This is a genomic window from Paraglaciecola sp. 2405UD69-4, from assembly GCF_047525415.1.
GTDB lineage: Bacteria > Pseudomonadota > Gammaproteobacteria > Enterobacterales > Alteromonadaceae > Paraglaciecola.
The window spans coordinates 168,902-188,983 of the sequence record NZ_JBLIXM010000005.1; the positions used below are offsets into that span (position 1 = coordinate 168,902).

Sequence of the window (20,082 nt, forward strand, 5' to 3'; positions counted from 1 at the left end):
GGTCAGACACTGTCGGTACTAACGTTAGCTACTATAAGTGGCTTAAAAGTTAGTGTTAGATGCAATACGGCTAAACTCTTCCGCTACTTTCTTCGCTTTTGCAGCGCGGGCAGCTTGCTCTTCCATTAGTGCTTTAGCTTCTGCACGTACTTTAGAGATAGATACCTTAGCTAGTTTCGCTACGCCAGTACCATAGTCTTTATCAGCGTTGTACATGAAAGCACTGATGATGACGCGAATCTCTTCTTCAGGTACCGATGCTAACGCACCCCCCATGTTGTTGATTAAGTTCTTACGACCTTTTCTGTCAAGGTTACGGTAGAACTCACCCGCTTGTTTGAAGTTCTGTTCCTTGTAGAAAGGAATTTGTTGCGTCATTCCAGCAAGCATTTTGCTTGAGTAACGGAATGCAGGATCTTCATTCAAGTCCAAGCGACGGCTAGGCTGGTAATTAACATCACTGTTAGACGATGTTGTACGTAACTGGCCATGTTGCTCATGGTTTTTAATTTCAGCATTTTTAGGTGCATTTACTGGGATACGGTATGCATTAACGCCTAAACGGTAGCGCTGCGTATCAGCGTAAGAGAACAAACGGCCTTGTAGCATTCTGTCTTCTGACGGCTCAATACCTGGGATCAAGTTGCTTGGTGCAAATGCAGCTTGCTCAGTTTCTTCAAAGAAGTTATCAGGAACACGGTTTAGTACCATGCGACCAATTTTACGAGAAGAAACTAACGACTCAGGCCAAATTTTTGTTGTATCTAACGGGTTGAAATCAAAGTCATCTAATTGCTCTGGCTCAAGTTCTTGTAAATATAAATCCCAAGAAGCTGTTTCACCTTTTTCGCCTATACGGGTATAAACGTCAGTAGTATGTGGCTGGAAGTCCATGCCTTGTACTTTCATTGCTTCTTCAGCAGTGAAGTTTTTAATAGGCTGGTTCGATTTCCACGTAAATTTCACATATTTGTGATTACCTTCTTTATCGATAAATTTGAATGCGTGAACACCAGAACCGTCCATGTTTAGATAACTTGCAGGCGTACCGTAATCAGAGAAAAGCATAGTTAAAGTGTGCGTTGCTTCTGGAACATGCGAGAAGAAATCAAATACACGCTTAGCATCTTGCTTATTCGTTACCGGAGATGGTTTAAAAGCATGAACCATGTCTGGGAATTTAATCGCATCACGAATAAAGAAAACAGGGAAGTTATTACCCACTAAATCCCAGTTACCTTGCTCTGTGTAGAACTTAACCGCGAAACCACGAGGATCACGTAAAGTTTCTGGCGAAAGGTGTCCGTGTACTACTGAAGAGAAACGTACGAATACATCTGTTTTCTTACCTTTTTCTTGGAAAGGTGCAGCAATGGTTTCGTCAGATAAATCTTCGTAGTTTTCGTAGTAACCATAAATACCAACACCACGGGCGTGAACCACACGCTCAGGAATACGTTCACGGTCAAAGGCAGCTAACTTTTCAATTAAATGGCTGTCTTGTAATAATACAGGTCCCCAAGGGCCTGCAGTTTGTGAATTTTGATTATCGCCCACTGGCGCACCGTTTTGACGGGTAAGCGTGTCGGCACTTGACATAGTTGCAACGCTAAAAAGCGTGGCGGCTATCATAATGGATGCTTTAAATTTCATAATACTTCTCCAATTTAGTTTTATGTGGCCTAAGTTCATCTACAAAATCGAGTGAAATTAAGCTATTTCTTTCGTTATAAGTTGCAACAATTCACTTTGTCGTTTGTCGCAAACATTTCACAATTCGAATTTTTCACTAATCTAGTTGTAATTTTTTTGCGGCCTATCCCGTGGCTTGAAAGAATTATGCGTAGAAACATTAAATTGATAAATTGAATTAAATCGAAGGTGATGTTCTAGATTTATGAACTAAGGTTTAAAAAAATAGAATTAGGTAAGAGAGGCAGTGCGAAGCTATTTAATAGCAATCCAGATTGATAATTGCTCTATCAGAATTCAACCAGCGGTTTATGAACAAGACGCCTGTGTGCTGGAATAATTGTACTCTTTTAAACACCGGCAACGCAGGGCAAGAACCGCCGAGGCATTCCTTTAGGCGAGCTTTACATACGAATTGGTATTAGTTTTAAAATAAAAAAGCCCCTTTGCCTTAGCAAAGGGGCTATTCAATACGTCTAAGACACTAATTAGAAACTAAGCTGAAACATCAAAGCGGTCAGCATTCATAACTTTAGTCCATGCAGCAATAAAGTCTTTTATAAATTTTTCTTTATTATCGTCTTGGGCATAAACTTCTGCATATGAGCGTAAGATTGAATTTGAACCAAATACTAAGTCAACTCGGGTTGCAGTCCACTTAAAAGCGTTCGTTGCTCGGTCGCAAATGTCATAGGTATTTTTACCACTTGGTTTCCACGAATAATTCATATCAGTCAAGTTAACGAAAAAGTCATTAGTTAATGCCCCCTCGTTATCGGTAAACACGCCATGTTTGGTGCCATTAAAGTTTGTACCTAACACTCGCATACCACCGACTAATACCGTCATTTCTGGTGCGGTTAAACCAAGTAACTGAGCTTTTTCAAGTAACAACTCCTCAGCTGAAACCACAAAATCCCCTTTCAAGAAATTACGGAAACCATCATGTAGTGGCTCAAGCACTTCAAATGCTTCTACATCTGTCATCTCCAAAGAAGCATCACCACGACCTGGAGTAAAGGGCACAAGCACATCAAAACCGGCGGCTCTAGCGGCTTGCTCTACACCAAGATTACCAGCGAGCACAATTACATCTGCCACGCTTGCACCGGTTTCAGAGGCTATGGTTTCAAGTACACTTAATACAGTGCCAAGGCGAGCAGGCTCGTTTCCTTCCCATTGATTAAGGGGAGCAAGGCGAATACGGGCACCATTTGCACCACCGCGCTTATCAGAGTCCCTGTAGGTTCTGGCGCTATCCCAAGCGGTAGAGATCATGTCACTGGCACTTAAACCACTTTCAATGATTTTTTCTTTGACCACGTCGATATCATAATCGCTTGTTCCTTCTGGAATAGGATCTTGCCAAATTAAATCTTCTGCTGGCACATCTGGACCTATATATCTCGCTTTAGGCCCTAAATCACGGTGCGTCAATTTAAACCAAGCTCGCGCAAACACTTCTGAAAAATAAGCTTGATCCTTACTGAATTTTTCTGAAATTTCACGGTAAGTAGGATCCATCTTCAAAGCCATATCCGCATCTGTCATGATGGGGTTATAACGTGTAGTTAAGTCTTCCACATCAACAGGCTTGTCTTCCTCTGCAATATCGATAGGCTCCCACTGCCAAGCACCTGCGGGGCTTTTTCTTAACTCCCAATCATGATTCAGTAGAATTTTAAAGAAACCATTATCCCATTGAGTTGGATGGGTAGTCCAAGCCCCTTCAATACCACTGGTTACAGTATTTCGACCAATACCACGCTTGGTATTATTCATCCAACCAAAACCCTGCTCTTCAATACCCGCACCTTCAGGATCAGCTTCTAATAGCGCAGCATCACCATTACCATGGGTTTTACCTACTGTGTGTCCACCCGCTGTTAAGGCAACGGTTTCTTCGTCATCCATCGCCATACGCTCAAAGGTCGCTCGCATGTCTTGGGCAGTTTTAAGTGGATCAGGATTACCATCAACTCCCTCTGGGTTAACATATATTAATCCCATCATTACCGCTGCTAATGGGTTCTCTAAATCTCTTTGTCCTGAATAACGTGAACCTTCACTACCGCTGGGCGCTAGCCATTCTTTTTCAGAACCCCAATATATGTCTTTCTCTGGGTGCCAAATATCTTCACGGCCAAAAGCGAAGCCAAAGGTTTTCAGCCCCATAGATTCATATGCTATCGTACCGGCATAGGCAATTAAATCTGCCCAACTTAACTTATTGCCGTATTTTTTCTTAATGGGCCAAAGCAAGCGGCGAGCTTTGTCTAAGTTAGCGTTATCAGGCCAAGAATTTAGTGGGGCAAACCTTTGGTTACCGGTTGCCGCTCCTCCACGACCGTCGGCAATACGGTACGAACCAGCAGCATGCCATGTCATTCTGATCATCAAGCCGCCATAGTGCCCCCAGTCTGCTGGCCACCACGCTTGGCTGTCTGTCATTAAGGCATGCATATCTTTTTTAAGTGCTTCCACATCAAGGGTTTTAACCGCTTCTCTGTAGTCAAAATCGTCCCCTAAAGGGTTAGTTTTTTTATCATGCTGATGCAAAATATCTAGGTTTAGGGCGTTTGGCCACCATTCCATTACGGACATATTACTTTTTGTTGCACCACCATGCATAACTGGACATTTGCTATTTGACATATCTACAACTCCTGCTTTTCGAATGAATAATTTAACTGAATTATCAGCCTCTATGGGCAAGACTATTACCTAGTTCAAGCATTTTTTAAAACGATTAATATAGATTTACTTAATAGCTTTTCCATATCAACCTAAGACCCACTCTATATAGGTTAGATTTTAAAAAAGTGCCAATACAGTTAAATGAATACTCACCAGGTAACTAGTCGTACTTAGTTTAAACAATATAATTAAGATTATTATGACAAAACATATTTAGGGGGGACAAATGATTTCATGGGCTTGCCTACCCAAACCCATGCTTTGTTACGCTAAGTAAATCGATATTAGACTTGGTTTGTATGATAAGCCTGAACCTGATTACGCCCTTGGTCTTTGGCACAATATAAGGCAATGTCAGCCTCTCGAATTAGTTGATTGAAGTCTCTATCGACCGCGCTATTGTGGGCTTGTTCACTATTCACATGTTTTGTGGCTATACCAATACTAACAGTGACCTCTGTAACTGGCTTAATCTCATCTTTATTTTCTTTACATATATTACGACAAAGCGATTGTGCAAATTGCCACGCACCACTTTCATCGGCATGGGGTAAGATAATTAAAAATTCTTCTCCTCCCAAACGCCCTACAAAATCTGATGTCCTTGAATAAGTTGTACTCACATCAGCTACATATTTAATGACTTTATCACCTACGTCATGGCCATAATTGTCATTTACTAACTTAAAGTGATCTATATCTAACATCAGCACGCTCAAGGGGTAACCATGTCTATCACTACTTGCTAGAGCCTGGTTACCTTTAATTAAAATACTACGACGATTAAGTAAATTCGTTAAGGGATCACGGCTTGCCAGTAGCTTGTTTTTTCGATACAGACTATAAACAGTGATACACATGATAGAAAAAAACACCAAAGCCACAGACAAAAAAGTAACCAACCAGCTTTGGTGTTGCTTGTGATGTTGCTCCAAAACTAATTGTTCATTTAACAAAGCATTGCGTTCTTCTAATAATGCACTTTGCTTATCTAGAAATTCGTTCTTTAACTGTTCACGGCGTAAATTAAATTCTGCATTTAATGTGGCTGTTTGAGAGGTGATATCTAACCGAGCTTTCTTCAATAGTGCTCGCTCACTCAATTGCATGTATTGATATGCCTGCTTGTAATCTCCGACTTGATTCAATAAATTGGCATAGTTGCCATATGAATCCCACTGCCCGGCTACATCTTCATGCTCTTTTGCTAAATTTGCCGCTTTAAGTCCATACTCTAACGCTAGGGATTCTTGGCCATCTATCCCTAATTGATAACTGTAATGCACATAAGCATTAGCAATTTCAATTGGATTGCCTAACTCTTCTCGTTTTTCAACTGACTTAGCAATCCAGTATAGGGATTTGTCATGGTCTGGGACTTTGCTATAAAAATAGGACTTAAGTAAAAAACCATCGGCTAAACGGGTAGCATCGTGGTTTTGAATAAAAACATCCATTGCTTGTTCTAGCTGCTGAAATGCAACACTTCGCTCACCAACAATGTTTACCATCTGAGCTTCATACATACGCGCTTCTGCTCGATAAGTTTTAGCCTCTAGAGGATAAGTGCCATAAGCATTCTGATAGTACTCCAGTGCCTGTTCATAGTTCTTTAAGGCGTAGTTTGCATCACCTATAAAGATAAGGCTTCTTGCTTGAATAATTGGCCAATTGTTTTTTTCTGCCCGCTTATAAACATCGGTCAATCCATTCAGAGCTGTTTCATACTGCTGCAGATAAACTCGGTTAATCCCTTGATACAGCAAAATAAAGTTTTCTAGGTAGACAAATGCTTGTTGATGATTTTCTTCTTTGAGTGCCATCAGAGACAGTTTGAAATTTTCATCGGCTTGTAGGTATTTGCCAATTAAATAATCTTGAATACCCTTTAATAAAAACCATTGACTGTGTATCACTAAGTCATCTTGAGCAAATACTTGAGGTTCAATTTCACTCAATAAGGGGTCTAACAAGTCCGCTCGTTTGTACATCATGTACAATTGTGCTTTTTGAAAATAAAGCTCTACTGAAGCGGGCGTATTCCTGGTACTGTCGGCGAGGCGAGCGTTAATTTGCTTTTCAAGTTCAACAAAGTCAGACTGAAACTGCAGCAACCCTTGTTTTGAAAGCATTTGTCCTGAACTCTGAAAACTCATAAAAATCAGAATTCCGACAATTTTTAAAAACTTACATCCACTCATGAATACATTCCATCACTGTTTACATTAATGCACTTACTTGTTTGAAAGCAGGCTGGGGTAATTTACAAACTAAACACTTACCATGCCGAACAACCTTAAACATTTTAAAACCGTGACTTTACCTGACATTACTACCAAACCTTTTACCAGTAAAGCATATCAAGAAATCATTATCGGCCCATACATAAGCAAGCTTGTGCTGCATTAATAAATATCGGCATGTAATCGCAGCACATCACAAAGCTAATGGCTGCCAAGACTAATCTCTATCCTTGAGTCGTTTTTAAAAGGCTGAAATGTAAAAGAGGAATACTTAAGTTTGCTTGGCTCTATAAACAGAGGGAGAGTGGCCATTTTCTCGAGCCCATAACCTCCGAAACTGCCTTGGATCATTAAAACCACAGCGGCTAGCTACCTGCTCAATAGGTAAGTTAGAGGTATTCAGTAGACCTTTTGCTATGGTTAAGCGAATTTTGTAAAGGTAAGCTTTGGTACTCAGACCTGTATGTTGTTTAAAAATACGTGATAAGTGCCTCTCACTGCAGTGTACCTGACTAGCAAGATGACTTAAGCTCCATTGATTAGCAGGCTCTGCCAAAATCAAATCTTGTACTTGATGCACTTTTTGATTGAGGTGATTGCGATGCTCCAACAAAGGTGACTCTGCAGGATCTTGTGCCCCCCGGCGAGTAAAAAGCACCATTCGCCTTGCAATTTTTGCACACACTAGGCCATCAAACTCCTGTTCAACTAAGTACAGTGCTAAGTCAATACCGGCACTAACTCCGGCGCTGGTATAAACATTGTCGTCCTGCACAAACAAGCGGTTTTCTAACACTTGCTCAGCACCTACTAAACCCGCCAGTTGCTCAATATGCATATAATGGGTTGTACACTTTTTACTGCTTAATAACCCCGCTTTAGCTAGGATCAAAGAACCGCCACACACAGATACAAGTTTTTGAAAATTATGCTGCTGTAACCATTCACAGGTTTGTTGTACTGCTTTTGTTTCAAGCTCTATGGTTTCGCCCAGCATACCTGGGACAAGCACCCAAGCTGAAGACTCGATATAGTCTGGTAAAGGTGCCACCTTAATGGATATACCAACAGAATTACTGATATTTGGGTCGGCCCCCACATAATGAATGCTAAACCTTTCACCTGCGATTCGGTTTGCATAGTTAAATACTTCTACGGGGCCAACAGTATCTAACAACAAACCACTGGGTATTAACACCACATAAATGTGGATGTTTTTAGAGGCTTTTTGCATCAGGCACCCTACGTTTTAGGCGACCACCAAACGTATTCATTAATAACCCGGTTAATACCAAAGATGCGCCAATCCACTGCATTTGTGATATTGACTCAGACAATAAAATACTCGCCGAGGTTATCCCTACTATTGGCACCCCTAAAGATAAAGGCGCAATCTGCGCCGCTGGATAACGAGACAATAAATAACTCCACAAACCGTAACCCACTATGGTGGCACAAATAGACAAATACACTAAAGATGCCAACGATTGCCAACTAAAGTTAACTAAACTGGAAATAATTAAATCAGAGCCTTCAAAATACCAACTAGATAGAAAAAACGGGATAGGCGGTACCCAAGCACTCCAAATAATAAGGTTTACATTAGCCTTATAGCCACGGTTACTTATGGTGCGATTACATATGTTACCAAGTGCCCAACTTGCGGCACTTGCCATAGTTAACCCAAATCCAAGGGCCGTCATGGTTTCAGTATTATTGCTAAAAGCTATGATACTCAGCCCCATTACTGCCACTGCAATTGCCACAATTTGATACCCTTTAATCGCCTCTTTAAGTATTAGAAAAGCAAAAAGTAAGGTGAATAAAGCTTGTGCTTGAAGCGCTAACGATGCCAGTCCAGCTGGCATACCAAAGGCCATTGCACTAAACAAAAAAGCGAATTGTAAAAAACTGATGGGAATGGCATACGCCACCCACCATTTAATCGGAATGGCTGGTCGCTTAAAAAACAGTGAGCCGATACTGGCCACCATTAAAAACCTAATACCACCTAGCAACAATGGCGGCATACCCTCTAGGCCCCAAGCAATAATTACAAAGTTAACACCCCATATGGTCACGATACATAAGGCTAGCAACATATCCTTATTTGACATTTCTCTCTCCGCTATCTTTTTAAACCACAATTATTGAACTGGCACTATTAACGCAGACATAGCAGGGAACCCCTGCCAAAGAGCTGGCCAATGTTTACTTGAATGCCCGCCAAGAGAAAAGGTTTCATCCGCTAACTTGGGATAAAAATACATTTGGTGTGGAACGCCTTTTCTCAAGGTTTTAGTATGATGCACATAGTTTCTGTTATTTCTGGACATCATATATACCAAGGAACCTGTTTCTGGTTTTGGCAATTCACCTAGCTGAAAAGCTTGGACTAACTTTTGGTGAGTCTGCTTTGCATCATACCCCATATATAAGTATTTCATATGCATCTGGTAGCTAAAAAATACACTTTTCATCGCAGGTTTATTAAAACAAGAAGGCTCATAACGGCCATTAGGCTCATGGACTACTAAGCAAGTAAAATCGTTAGTTCCGGCTTTAATTATGTTAAATTTCCCATGGGCAAATCTCATAAAACTCGCATTTTTAACAATATGCTCAGGTGCCGCTTCACTTGCCTGCTTAACCGCCACTTCAATAGCATTATTTTCTTTTATATCAGTAGCTTGAGTTGAAAAAGCAAAAAGACTTACGACGACCAAAATCGCCCAGTTGTGTATTAACATGTATATTCCTAAGAGTTACAATGTAACCCTAGTCTAAGAAAATACGCCAAGATACATAAGGGCGAATGAGGACCAACAGCGGGTCAAAAAGGACGGCTCTTACCTGGCTAAGTAAACAAGCCAAAAACCTTAATATCATTATTTTTTAGAGAATACGCTGTCCCCCCTTGCTTTAGGTTTATTTTTTCAGCTAATCAACAAAAGCACTTAATTTTTATACCTCAGGACTTGTTACGCCCAATGATCCCAAGGTGTGTATGATTGAAATCAGATTGATACTTCAGCCCATATCCTAGGGCACGGTCAAAGCCAATATGAGCAAGCCAAATACAACTAATAGTCAAACCAATTGGCACGTCATATAAAAGGGCAAAGCTAACTAATAACATAGGCCCAATAATGGAGTGGCTAAGATTATAAAAAAGTGCCCCCATGTTTTTATTAACCAAATAAGCCAATAAAGTAATATCTGGTATTAAAAAAGCTGCAAAGAAAAGTAGCCAATTCCCATCAATACCTGAGAAAACTATAAGAGACGCAGCGAATACCCCAAGCCCCTCCAATCTTAATACCCATTGTAAATTACCTGTGACAGCTTTCATTAAAGACTCCTAGTGGTGTTTCAAACATATACGCCACAAGCAAACAAAAACGCTTGTTACATTAAAACCTTAAGTTTGCTCGGCTCTAGATAAGGCTTACGCCTTTATTCTGCTGTTCATAGGTAATGAAAAGCATGAATCACAGGGATTATGAAGAGCAAATCAACAAATTAAAAACAGCTTACTTTTAGCAATAGTTAAAAAAAATTTGTGCTAAATTTGAAGTATAACGACTCGTTTTCATAAGGACTCAAGGTGCGAAACCTAAATAACCTAGCCACCTTTGTGCAGGTAGCTAAATATCAAAGTGTCACCAAAGCATCCGATAAGCTTCACCTCACTCAACAAGCAGTTTCTTATCAAGTAAAAAAACTAGAAGAGGCGTTAGGTGTGCTCTTGTTTAAAAGAGCACACAGGAAAATATATTTAACACAAGAGGGGAAGACCCTACTTAAAACAGCGGAGAAGCACCTTACAGCGTTAGAGCAAGATATATTTGATGCTAAATATAAACATTCTGTAGTAGTTGGCCATGTTAAGTTAGGGACAACTCTAGAACTTGCTAGCCTAGTACTAGCGCCGCTAATAGAGAGCTTTAAACTAAAACATCCACAAGTCAGCGTGGAAATCCTATTACAAGATGACGCAAGTACAGTACAAAACATTATTCACAATGATACTGATTTAGGAATAGTTGTTTTTTCGTCAGAACCACAATTATTAAACGTTACACCATTTAAACAAGAGCAATTTATCACCCTTGCCAGTACTGATTTCATTAAAAATCATGGCCCTTTTACTTGCTTCACAGATGTCATCAATAGCGAGATTATTGATTACCATGCAGATTGCCCCTCCCTAAAAACATGGCTCAGTAAAAACGATAAAAAACTCGTGAAACAGTTAGCCACAAAATCTGCATCAATCGCAGCAAATGATGTCAGACTACTCAAGCAATTTGTAATGGCGGGGGCGGGAATTGCTAATGTTCCCGCAACATTATTTGCAGATGAGCTTAAACAAGGTAAGGTCGCTGAAATACTGCCAAAATCCCAAACTATTTCTGCAAGTATTGACTTGATATATATGAAAGACCGGGTTTTACCGTCTCACGTTAGCGCCTTTATAGAGCACCTTCAAATGAGTCCTAAAATGGAAATAAATTAGTATTCATTCGAAGTCATATAAGGGTTACAGAGCCCACATGAATACAATCAAAGGGGCTCACTGAACTGAGAAGTTGGCAGTAAAGTTGTTTTTCTTATTAAGAATAAAGGTCACGCCATCTTGGCCTTGCTCAGCAACAATCAACTTGGTGGTGTGCCGGTAAATATCTTTTAGGGCCCCATTTATTAGCGTCATGGCTTGTGCGCCTTTAGGTAATGCTACCTCATCAAATATTATCGAAGTTTCATGGCCTAATTGGACCTTTCCTGTTCCTAAGGAAACCTCAGTATCTTTTGTTGCTATTTTTAAAGTCGCATTAATATGAGAAAGTAATTGTGCATTAAATTGTTCGACACTCGTGTAAGGACTATCAGCAAAGTGCTGCTTTACTTCTTTACGAAATGCATCAAGGGATGACACAACAACCAAACGCCATTTGTCATTGTCTTGCTCTATCAGCCGCACCACAGAGTAATCAAAACCATGGCTATAAGCGCCAAAAGAAAACCAAAACAAGGACAACAAGAGCATTAATTTTTTCACTTTGGTAACCATAAGCTAGCTATAGAGGCTTCGCTAAACACGACTTCCCGTTTGGGGAAGTCATATGTAAAGCTAACGAGGGCCATTATCTTCTTCATCTTCAGCCCATGCCCCGTAGAAGCAATCTAAAAACTCATTACTCTCAAGAGACAATACATGGTAATGATAACCTCGGGTTTCATCAGAATGGCCGCGACATTCATCTAATTCGGTAGCTTCATTGTCATCATCGTCTAATTTAGCATATAGCCCATGGCCATCGAGCGCATAGCCAATCATGGCTGAATGTCCGTCTGATTGTTCTATTCGGGTCGTCATGCCTGTATCTCCGTGATAGTGATACCCCAAACTGTTATTAACATGTCCACCAGCATCATCCACTGGCGCAATTTGATATCCAGCAAGGATGATATCTATGTCAGCAGGGTGATCGAACCTCACGCCATTAAAGGCCAAGCCCCTCACGGAAGGACCATATTCAACCCCAGCGACCTCAAGTGTTGGCCCGTCACTCAACTCTACAGGCTCACTTTGCTTGACTGGCGTAATCGGAATGAGATAAGAAACCTCTGTGCTCACCCATTCAGGTAAACACTGTGCACACATATTGGTAAACTCATCTTCAATATTAGGATCCGCACCTTGGGCACATTGCTCTGCCGTCTCCATTCTGCGCACACTGCCATCATCCTCATACATTTTGAACCCAGGATCATCGTAGAAAGTGGCTAAGTTGAGAATAAATTCACCATCTAAATCATTAATTTCACCCTTATCGAACCACAAACCTCCTTTTTCAGCCGTGTCATAAATGGTTTCAGGACACCAAGGTCCCATATCATGTTCGGTAGCCGTATGTTTTGAGGTAATTTCATAACACAAACTTTCAGAGCCATCTGTTAATGTACAAGAAACAGTGTTGATACTGACGTTATCACCCGTTAAAAATAAGGTTGCATCTACATCTACAACTAACTCGTCCGTATCACTGCTGGATTCATCACTTTCACTATCAACAAGGCTTTCATCAACAGTTGTCGTTTCATCATTATTACTGCCACCACAGGCCGACATAAACATGATTAAGGTCAAAGCAGTGATTTTAGTTAATCTATTGTCCACAGGACTCTCTCCAAACAAGAATAAAAAACAATCTAGTTAAACATTGAGGTTCACTGTAAAAGATTAAAAACAAAAAATTGTGGATAAAATGAGGAAGCGGATAGCTTACTAAAGTATAGAGTGAGTGAAAGGCGCAGAAGCAAGCGGCCCATTGTGCTAATGTATTGGCGGTTATCTAGTGCAAAACTTACCAACAGCAGCCCTACTAGGAAAACATAATGCTCAAACTGATGACTAACTTGGCTTTAACTGCAATATTACAATTTTCCACTAGTGTGCTAAGCCAAGTACAAGCAGAAACATTATGGCCAAATAATCATAAAGTTGCGATTAGCTTGTCGTACGACGACGCCTTACAATCCCAGTTAGATAACGCGATACCTGCCCTAGACCAGCGAAATTTAAAAGCCTCTTTTTATGTTGTCCCCCTGTCAGTAACCTTTAAGAAGCGTTTAAATGACTGGGCAAACCTTGCAAAAAATGGACATGAATTAGGTAACCACACCTTGTTTCATGCATGCAAAAAATCTAAGCCATATCGTGATTGGGTGACACCCCATAAGAACCTAGACGACAAATTAGTCCGTGCCATAGTAGATGAAGTCACAGTAGCCAACACCTTGCTAAATGCATTAGATGGTGAATCTGTGCGTACTTTTACCCCTCCTTGCGGCGATCAATTAGCGAAAGATGGCAACTATATAGAAGCAGTAAGTGAACAGTTTATTGCTATTAAAGGGCTAGAAGATCCAAACTTTGCGAGGATCATAGCCCCCAATAACATTGGTGCCCAAGACATTATTGATTTTATAGAAAAACAGCCTAAAAACGTGAAGTTAATAAATGTGCTATTCCATGGAGTCGGAGGGGATTATCTTACTATTAGTAAGGATGAACATAACAAGTTTCTGGACTATTTACTCACCAATAAAGATAAGTATTGGGTAGATACATATCGAAACATTATGCAAGTAAAGCTAAAAGCACAATAAAACCTAACTCAAAGTATCTTGGTCAATATCTGCAAAACATAGGGTGACGTACAAAAAAATAACGATTAGTATACTGATAACGTGGTTAAAACTTAACTAAACGGTCTACTACAAATTGTAAGGTTTCTTAACATTAGCCTTAGTGTTACGACATAAATATACTTGTATTTAATGATTGAATAGAGCTAATTAATGGAAATAATCAGTCGCTGTAAGTCTTTCTTTTCGCTATTAAATATCGCTGTGTTTGCATTTATGGTGCTTAGCTATGTCGCCATGATTTACCTCAGCGGTGCATTTTTCATGGTAGGCGAAATCGCCATCCTTTGGTTAGGAAATGGCATAGCGACGGCATTATTCTTAGTTTGCTCGCCTAAGCGTTGGCCCCATTTAGCGCTCGGTATCATGATAGCCTACTTTATCGGAGTTCATTCTCACTTCGGTAGCTTTGATCGCAATCAAATAGCCTTCTTATTAGCCAATGTATTGAGCGTTGTTCTAACCATCATTGTTTTCAAAAAGCTTTGCAAAGAGCCTGTAACTTTCAACGACTTACGACAAAATATTCTGTTTTTGACTGTGCTATGTATGCTCAGTGCCTTGCTGAATATTGTTATAGGCGCTACTGCTCTTTGGGTTATTTCGGATATTAAACCAGTATTGAGCCGCTCTTTAATTTGGTTTGTTGGGAATACCGTGAGTATTTTTGCCTCTACCCTCACTGCTTTTCATATTTTTAGCTCATTTAAAAATAAAACCTTGTCTTTGCACATCCAAAAGCAGCAAGTCTTTGAGTTAGGGATTTTATGCTTATCAACTTTATTAATTCTGGTCGAAGTGTTTGGTAGAGAGCACTACAATAAATTCACTGTAAGCTTGATATTTTTATTATTTCCCGTTGCTATGTGGGTGGCGCTACGATTTAACCATTACATCACATCTGTTTGGATAACAGTTGTATTTCTAACCTGTGGTTTTTATAGCACAGTTAAACTTGGCCCCTTCATCTTCATGTTTAACGATTTAAGCTATGCTATTTTCTACATGCAAATATATATTTTTACCGCCTGTAGTACTGCACTCATAATAGGCACAATCAACACCGAAAAAGAAAGTAAAAACCACACCATAGCTGAGTTAAATAAGCAGTTAGATAACCTAACTAAAATTGACCCCCTCACCAAAATTGCCAATCGCCGTAAATACGATGACTCCATCAAACAGGCCCTAGCATCAGCCAAAACCAATGGCACGCCATTAACCTTAATTGCTATTGATATCGATTATTTTAAATTATACAACGATGAATACGGTCATTTAATGGGTGATGAGTGTTTAGTGTCTGTGGCAAATGCCATAAATAAAAACTTACTACGAACCAACGATATAGTGGCAAGAATGGGCGGCGAAGAATTCTTTTGTATCTTGCCAAATACCGACTCTGCGGCTGCTATTGGCATAATGCAAAAAATTCAATCATCAATTGCTGAACTTAATATTCCCCATCAAGCCTCTCCTATCGAGCCATATCTAACCGTTAGTATGGGCGCGTGTACCAAAACACAAAGCGACAACCTCGACGCCATGCGATTATATCAGCTTGCAGACACAGCCTTGTATGCTGCTAAAGAGCAAGGGCGAAATACCTATGTGATGTCTAATTATAGCGAGTTAAGCTCTTAGCCCTAGCCCGTAAGCTAACGTGAGATATTGCGATAGAGGGGGATTTTTAGCTATCAAGTAAAGGTCTAATTATTTGCACAAACTTTTTTTAATCCCTTTGTACCATAGCCATAAGTTACAACCCTGTCTTTATCTATAAGCAGTAAAGCCTTAAAAAACAGTTACTTTTAATACATAACCAAACAAATTTGAGATATTTATTAAGGATCCAAAACATGTGTAATCTACGATGCCTAATCGTCATAACACTACTCGCTTTATCGCCACTGTCGGCATTCGCACATCATGGTAGTAGCGGCCAATTTGACACCAGTCAGACATTCGTCGTCAGCGGTTCTATTACTCGTGTTCGCCTTGTGAATCCCCACTCTTATGTGTATTTCGATGTAAAAGATGACAATAATGGCGTGACCAATATGCGCTGCGAACTGCAATCAGGCTCCTTACTAAAACGCCGCGGATGGACTACAGAGCTGTTCGAAATAGGCAGTCATATCAGCATACTTGGCTCTCCTGATAGAAAAGATCCTACCACCTGTTATATGAACGAAATCACCTTTGAAAATGGTATCACTGCCTCACGTGACAGCACCTTTACAGACAAGGGCACCATAGTTTCAGATACCAAGTCAAAGGATACCCAATCAAGCAAAGCTACTAGGCAAACCACCCTAAGTGATGGCTCCCCAAATATTAATGGCAATTGGGCTATGGTCCGCGAAAGAGGAGCGCCCCCAGGAGCAGGTGGCAACTCGCCAATCATTCTGACTGAGGCAGGAAAGGCCGCAGTACTAGACGCGGCTTCGTCTCAAAATCCTAGATTTCATTGTGAACCCACCAATATCATTATGGATTGGTGGTTTGATCAAATGGTTAACCATATCGAGCAAACCCACACCAAAATTGAGCTGACCTATGGCTTTATGAATTTACAGCGCACCATTTACTTAGATGGTACAAGTATGCCAGATGATTATCAGCCCAGTAGAGCTGGGTTTTCAACGGGAAAATGGACAGGAGACACCCTAGTCGTCACCACCACAGGATTTGATGAAGGGTGGATAATGGCACCTCTAGAAGGTGAGCGTAGAGAAAGGCCTGGAGATGCAAAAGCAAAAGGCGAGCGCCCACCAAGGCCAGATGCAGACAGACCTCCTCGTCCCGATGGTGCTAGAGGCCGAATGGGTCCGCCGTCGCCTGCAAAAAACAGTTCACAACTAACCATTACTGAGCGCTTCACGTTAAATGAAGATAAAACCGTACTCACCCGTGAATATACGCTAGTAGATCCAGTCAACCTTGAGCAACCCATCACAGGCTCTGATAAGGTGACATTTACCGAGGACTCATACGAACCCTATGCTTGTGATGACCTAACCACAGAGCGCACTCAAAATACCCCTCAAAACAACCACCACACAGACACTAAACTGTCTGCAAGCACAGCTAAAAGCCTAAATTGGCTTGAAGAGTCAGGCCTTGGTCTAACGGTTTCTAGTACCCAATGGGGTTATCCAATAGCGCTAACATTACATGCAATTGGCATGGGTATCTTGGTGGGTGTTTCTTTAATGTTACTAATTAGAGTTCTTGGCTTTGCAGCTGACATACCCATTATTGCCATGGCACCATATTGGCGAATTGCCCAAGGAGGATTTGTTATTAATCTGCTTTCTGGGATAGCACTTTTTAGTGGTAACGCCACAGAGCTCTACGTGAACTGGGCCTTTAGAATTAAATTACTCCTAGTATTCATTGGATTAGGCTTAACTTGGTGGCTAGTTAAACTTTGCATGAAGCCAGCCACTAGCACCGCCCCTAAGCAAACAAAAATAGCCGCTTTAACTCTGATAGTTTGGGTCGCAGCCATTATTGCTGGGCGACTTATTGGCTACTGGTCTTAAGGAGAGCTCCATGAATAATTTACTAAATAAAATAATAGACATACTTAATCAAAGTCCAATTAGTAGCTTTGTAATGGACAATGCTTTTGTGTTTCCTGCACTAGAAATGGCTCACTTTTTAGGACTATGTTTGCTGTTTGGCTCACTCATAATTGTGGATTTAAGAATGCTAGGCTTTGCCAAAAACATGCCTCTTAACCTAGTGGATAAGTTTCTTAAGTTTGCCATAGCAGGTTTTAGCATCAACTTTATATCTGGGGCACTATTTGTCATCGGAGACTCAGACCGCTACCTAGTTAACATCGCATTTTGGGCTAAGATGGCGGTTATTGTAGTCGCAGGATTAAATACACTGTATTTCTTAAAAGCCATAAAACCGCTAATGACAAGTAAACCTACAACAACCCAATTACCCACACAGGCCCATTTGGTAGCTTGGTTGTCTCTCATATCTTGGACCTTGGTTATCATTCTGGGCCGTTTAATTCCTTATGTTGAATAAACCTCGCCTTTTATTAGGGTTCGTTTTTTTAAGCCTACTTGCTGCCATGCCAGTACTTGCCCATGGCTTGGCTCAGCAAAACCAAGGTTTCTTAACGGGGATCTCTGGGGTTCACTTTATTCCCTATTTATATTTAGGGGCCAAGCATATGGTCACAGGATATGACCATTTACTTTATCTAGCGGCAGTGATTTTCTTTCTAGCTAGACTCAAACAAGTCCTACTATTTGTTTCCTTATTTGCCCTTGGCCATTCAATAACACTGCTAAGTGGCGTGTTATTGGACATATCAGTTAACCCTTTTTTAGTCGATGCAATCATTGGCCTATCGGTATGCTACAAAGCACTAGAAAACCTATACTCTGCGCACTTTTTAAACCCTAAAGTCATGGTGTTTGGGTTTGGCCTAGTGCATGGTTTGGGACTTGCCACTAAGCTGCAAGATATAGCCCTATCTAAAGATGGGTTAATAGCCAATATGTTAGCCTTCAACCTAGGGGTAGAAGTCGGTCAGGTTTTGGCTTTGCTACTTTTATTTGTGGTTATATCTTGGTTACGTCGCCAGCCTAAATTTGATAAGGCTTCTGAAACAGCAAATAGCATCATTTTTTCATCTGGGTTGATGATATTTGGTTTTCAACTAGTAGGTTTTCTCTATGCCTGATTTACAGGTTACTAATCACAAAGAGGATTGTTAATGTCTGCTCTTCAAAAAGTATTACTCAGTGCATTTTGCGGTGGCGCACTGCTTTTATTCGCAATATTACCGGCAGAATATGGTATTGACCCAACAGGGCTAGGAGAAAAGCTAGGACTTTTAGCATTAGCCAAACCTAGCACACAAACCTCTGATGCTACCCCTGCCCTTTCTTTTAATATAGAAAGTTATGATCCCGCAGCTGAGCGCATTAATAAGCCGATACAAGGCTTAATTCAGTTACATGACGCCCCTTTTAAACAACAAATTATTGATATAGAAATTGACGACTTAGGAGAAGTAGAACATAAATTTGCTATGGCAGCCGATACAACTTTTGTTTATACATGGGAAGTGCTCAATGCCAAAGAAGAAGGGGTCTATTATGATTTTCATGGCCACCCTACGAGCGAAAACGCAGCTAATTTCCCCGAAAGCTTCGAAATGGCTTACTCAAGGGGTGAAGGCACAAAGCAAAGTGGCGCCTTTACTAGCCCCTTTGCTGGATACCACGGTTTTTACTTTATGAATATTGAAGAAGGCCCAATTACCGTAAGGCTAACCGTAAGTGGATATTGGCACGACCATAAAGAAATGTATCGCGCCATAAACGGCAAAAAAGTAGCCCCAACCAACGGGCCAAGCTAGATATAAAATGGGCTACTTACCACTGTGCAAACATAGCTTGTCTGTGGCCAACACAGCTTAATTTTTATAGCTGGGGTCTATTCGCTCTAATTTTCTTAACCATGCCTGCCACACTATATGGCGCTCGTGCTCGACTTTCTTAAATTGAGAACAAACATACTGGGACAGTTCATCAGAGATAGTATTCATTTTTGACAAACTGCCCATTTGCGCTGCAGCCAACTGGATCTCACAAGCTCGATTTAAGTAATACATGATTTGAAAAGCATCAGCAACGCTCTCACCTACAGTTAACAAACCATGGCTTCGCAACACTAAACCTATGTTATCCCCTAATGAATTTTGAATACGTTTACGCTCTTCTAAATTCCACGCTACACCCTCATAGTCATGATAACCAAGGCGATTGTAAAACTCAGTGCTGATTTGGTTTAACATCAATAAGCCATCGTCACAGGCAGCTAAGGCCATACCCGCTGTAGTATGGGTATGCATCACACAATGGGCATCGTCGCGGGCCATGTGCACAGCGCTATGAATGGTAAACCCCGCTAAATTATAATCAGCATTGCCTTCTAACACTTTGCCCTCAGCATCCACCACCACTAAATCACTGGCGCAGATTTCATCAAACATAAGCCCAAAAGGATTAATTAAAAAACGCGGTGTTCCAGGCCCAGGCAGCCTAACTGAAAAATGGGTATACAAGGTGTCTTCCCACCCTAGCATGGCAGCTAATCGATAAGCAGCCGCTAAATCACGGCGTAACTCGGTTTCAGTTTGTATATTTTTACTACTCATAGCTTAAATCTCAAAATGGCTTTAATAAAAAATTGCATT

At 40.7% G+C, this 20,082-nt stretch carries 17 protein-coding genes; 7 read left to right on the forward strand and 10 right to left on the reverse strand.

The window, feature by feature from the left end; all coding sequences use genetic code 11:
• Positions 1-42: 42 nt before the first annotated feature.
• The 7 genes from ACMUMK_RS16110 to ACMUMK_RS16140 form a co-directional block, all read right to left on the reverse strand.
• On the reverse strand, positions 43-1,653 hold the full coding sequence (locus ACMUMK_RS16110) for a catalase (protein ID WP_414702170.1): 1,611 nt from the start codon (positions 1,651-1,653) through the stop codon (positions 43-45).
• A gap of 534 nt (positions 1,654-2,187) precedes the next feature.
• Positions 2,188-4,347, reverse strand: a complete 2,160-nt coding sequence (gene katG, locus ACMUMK_RS16115; RefSeq protein ID WP_414702171.1) for a catalase/peroxidase HPI — start codon at positions 4,345-4,347, stop codon at positions 2,188-2,190.
• 326 nt (positions 4,348-4,673) lie between these two features.
• Entirely contained in the window at positions 4,674-6,545 is a 1,872-nt protein-coding gene (locus ACMUMK_RS16120) for a GGDEF domain-containing protein (RefSeq protein WP_414702172.1), read from the reverse strand.
• A gap of 358 nt (positions 6,546-6,903) precedes the next feature.
• Positions 6,904-7,866 carry a GlxA family transcriptional regulator gene (locus ACMUMK_RS16125; protein WP_414702173.1) on the reverse strand — a complete coding sequence of 321 codons (963 nt, stop codon included), beginning with the start codon at positions 7,864-7,866 and terminating at the stop codon, positions 6,904-6,906.
• Complete coding sequence (locus ACMUMK_RS16130; RefSeq protein ID WP_414702174.1) at positions 7,850-8,749, reverse strand: EamA family transporter; 900 nt, start codon at positions 8,747-8,749, stop codon at positions 7,850-7,852. Before ACMUMK_RS16130 ends, ACMUMK_RS16125 begins: the two co-directional genes overlap by 17 nt.
• Positions 8,750-8,779: 30 nt before the next feature.
• The gene (locus ACMUMK_RS16135) at positions 8,780-9,382 is read right to left on the reverse strand and encodes a chromate transporter (protein WP_414702175.1); all 603 of its coding nucleotides are present in this window, start codon (positions 9,380-9,382) and stop codon (positions 8,780-8,782) included.
• A gap of 221 nt (positions 9,383-9,603) precedes the next feature.
• The gene (locus ACMUMK_RS16140) at positions 9,604-9,984 is read right to left on the reverse strand and encodes a DUF4260 domain-containing protein (protein ID WP_414702176.1); all 381 of its coding nucleotides are present in this window, start codon (positions 9,982-9,984) and stop codon (positions 9,604-9,606) included.
• Between the two features lie 255 nt (positions 9,985-10,239).
• On the opposite strand from ACMUMK_RS16140, the gene ACMUMK_RS16145 reads away from it, so the two are divergent.
• Positions 10,240-11,151: a LysR family transcriptional regulator gene (locus tag ACMUMK_RS16145; RefSeq protein WP_414702177.1), complete on the forward strand. Its 912-nt coding sequence runs from the start codon at positions 10,240-10,242 to the stop codon at positions 11,149-11,151.
• A 57-nt stretch (positions 11,152-11,208) separates the two neighbouring features.
• On the opposite strand, the gene ACMUMK_RS16150 is transcribed toward ACMUMK_RS16145, so the two are convergent.
• The gene (locus tag ACMUMK_RS16150; protein ID WP_414702178.1) at positions 11,209-11,694 is read right to left on the reverse strand and encodes a hypothetical protein; all 486 of its coding nucleotides are present in this window, start codon (positions 11,692-11,694) and stop codon (positions 11,209-11,211) included.
• A gap of 72 nt (positions 11,695-11,766) precedes the next feature.
• Positions 11,767-12,816: a YHYH protein gene (locus ACMUMK_RS16155; protein WP_414702179.1), complete on the reverse strand. Its 1,050-nt coding sequence runs from the start codon at positions 12,814-12,816 to the stop codon at positions 11,767-11,769.
• A gap of 218 nt (positions 12,817-13,034) precedes the next feature.
• Between ACMUMK_RS16155 and ACMUMK_RS16160 the strand changes: the two genes are divergently transcribed.
• From ACMUMK_RS16160 to ACMUMK_RS16185, 6 genes are all read left to right on the forward strand, one after another.
• Positions 13,035-13,808 (forward strand): polysaccharide deacetylase family protein, encoded by a 774-nt coding sequence (locus ACMUMK_RS16160; protein ID WP_414702180.1) that lies wholly within the window; start codon positions 13,035-13,037, stop codon positions 13,806-13,808.
• Between the two features lie 192 nt (positions 13,809-14,000).
• Entirely contained in the window at positions 14,001-15,491 is a 1,491-nt protein-coding gene (locus ACMUMK_RS16165) for a diguanylate cyclase domain-containing protein (protein WP_414702181.1), read from the forward strand.
• 215 nt (positions 15,492-15,706) lie between these two features.
• The gene (locus tag ACMUMK_RS16170) at positions 15,707-17,395 is read left to right on the forward strand and encodes a DUF6152 family protein (RefSeq protein WP_414702182.1); all 1,689 of its coding nucleotides are present in this window, start codon (positions 15,707-15,709) and stop codon (positions 17,393-17,395) included.
• Between the two features lie 10 nt (positions 17,396-17,405).
• On the forward strand, positions 17,406-17,897 hold the full coding sequence (locus tag ACMUMK_RS16175; RefSeq protein WP_414702183.1) for a DUF6644 family protein: 492 nt from the start codon (positions 17,406-17,408) through the stop codon (positions 17,895-17,897).
• Positions 17,887-18,561, forward strand: a complete 675-nt coding sequence (locus ACMUMK_RS16180; protein ID WP_414702184.1) for a HupE/UreJ family protein — start codon at positions 17,887-17,889, stop codon at positions 18,559-18,561. Before ACMUMK_RS16175 ends, ACMUMK_RS16180 begins: the two co-directional genes overlap by 11 nt.
• 33 nt (positions 18,562-18,594) lie before the next feature.
• Complete coding sequence (locus ACMUMK_RS16185) at positions 18,595-19,242, forward strand: hypothetical protein (RefSeq protein ID WP_414702185.1); 648 nt, start codon at positions 18,595-18,597, stop codon at positions 19,240-19,242.
• Between the two features lie 57 nt (positions 19,243-19,299).
• On the opposite strand, the gene ACMUMK_RS16190 is transcribed toward ACMUMK_RS16185, so the two are convergent.
• Positions 19,300-20,043, reverse strand: a complete 744-nt coding sequence (locus ACMUMK_RS16190) for a class II aldolase/adducin family protein (RefSeq protein ID WP_414702186.1) — start codon at positions 20,041-20,043, stop codon at positions 19,300-19,302.
• Positions 20,044-20,082 lie beyond the last annotated feature (39 nt).

Coding starts and splice junctions, on each gene's coding strand:
- ACMUMK_RS16165 (WP_414702181.1), top strand. CDS start 14,001: ATGGAAATAATCAGTCGCTGTAAGTCTTTCTTTTCGCTATTAAATATC.
- ACMUMK_RS16185 (WP_414702185.1), top strand. CDS start 18,595: ATGTCTGCTCTTCAAAAAGTATTACTCAGTGCATTTTGCGGTGGCGCA.
- ACMUMK_RS16170 (WP_414702182.1), top strand. CDS start 15,707: ATGTGTAATCTACGATGCCTAATCGTCATAACACTACTCGCTTTATCG.
- ACMUMK_RS16190 (WP_414702186.1), bottom strand. CDS start 20,043: ATGAGTAGTAAAAATATACAAACTGAAACCGAGTTACGCCGTGATTTA.
- ACMUMK_RS16110 (WP_414702170.1), bottom strand. CDS start 1,653: ATGAAATTTAAAGCATCCATTATGATAGCCGCCACGCTTTTTAGCGTT.
- ACMUMK_RS16125 (WP_414702173.1), bottom strand. CDS start 7,866: ATGCAAAAAGCCTCTAAAAACATCCACATTTATGTGGTGTTAATACCC.
- ACMUMK_RS16175 (WP_414702183.1), top strand. CDS start 17,406: ATGAATAATTTACTAAATAAAATAATAGACATACTTAATCAAAGTCCA.
- ACMUMK_RS16180 (WP_414702184.1), top strand. CDS start 17,887: ATGTTGAATAAACCTCGCCTTTTATTAGGGTTCGTTTTTTTAAGCCTA.
- ACMUMK_RS16140 (WP_414702176.1), bottom strand. CDS start 9,984: ATGAAAGCTGTCACAGGTAATTTACAATGGGTATTAAGATTGGAGGGG.
- ACMUMK_RS16135 (WP_414702175.1), bottom strand. CDS start 9,382: ATGTTAATACACAACTGGGCGATTTTGGTCGTCGTAAGTCTTTTTGCT.
- ACMUMK_RS16120 (WP_414702172.1), bottom strand. CDS start 6,545: ATGAGTTTTCAGAGTTCAGGACAAATGCTTTCAAAACAAGGGTTGCTG.
- ACMUMK_RS16160 (WP_414702180.1), top strand. CDS start 13,035: ATGCTCAAACTGATGACTAACTTGGCTTTAACTGCAATATTACAATTT.
- ACMUMK_RS16130 (WP_414702174.1), bottom strand. CDS start 8,749: ATGTCAAATAAGGATATGTTGCTAGCCTTATGTATCGTGACCATATGG.
- katG (WP_414702171.1), bottom strand. CDS start 4,347: ATGTCAAATAGCAAATGTCCAGTTATGCATGGTGGTGCAACAAAAAGT.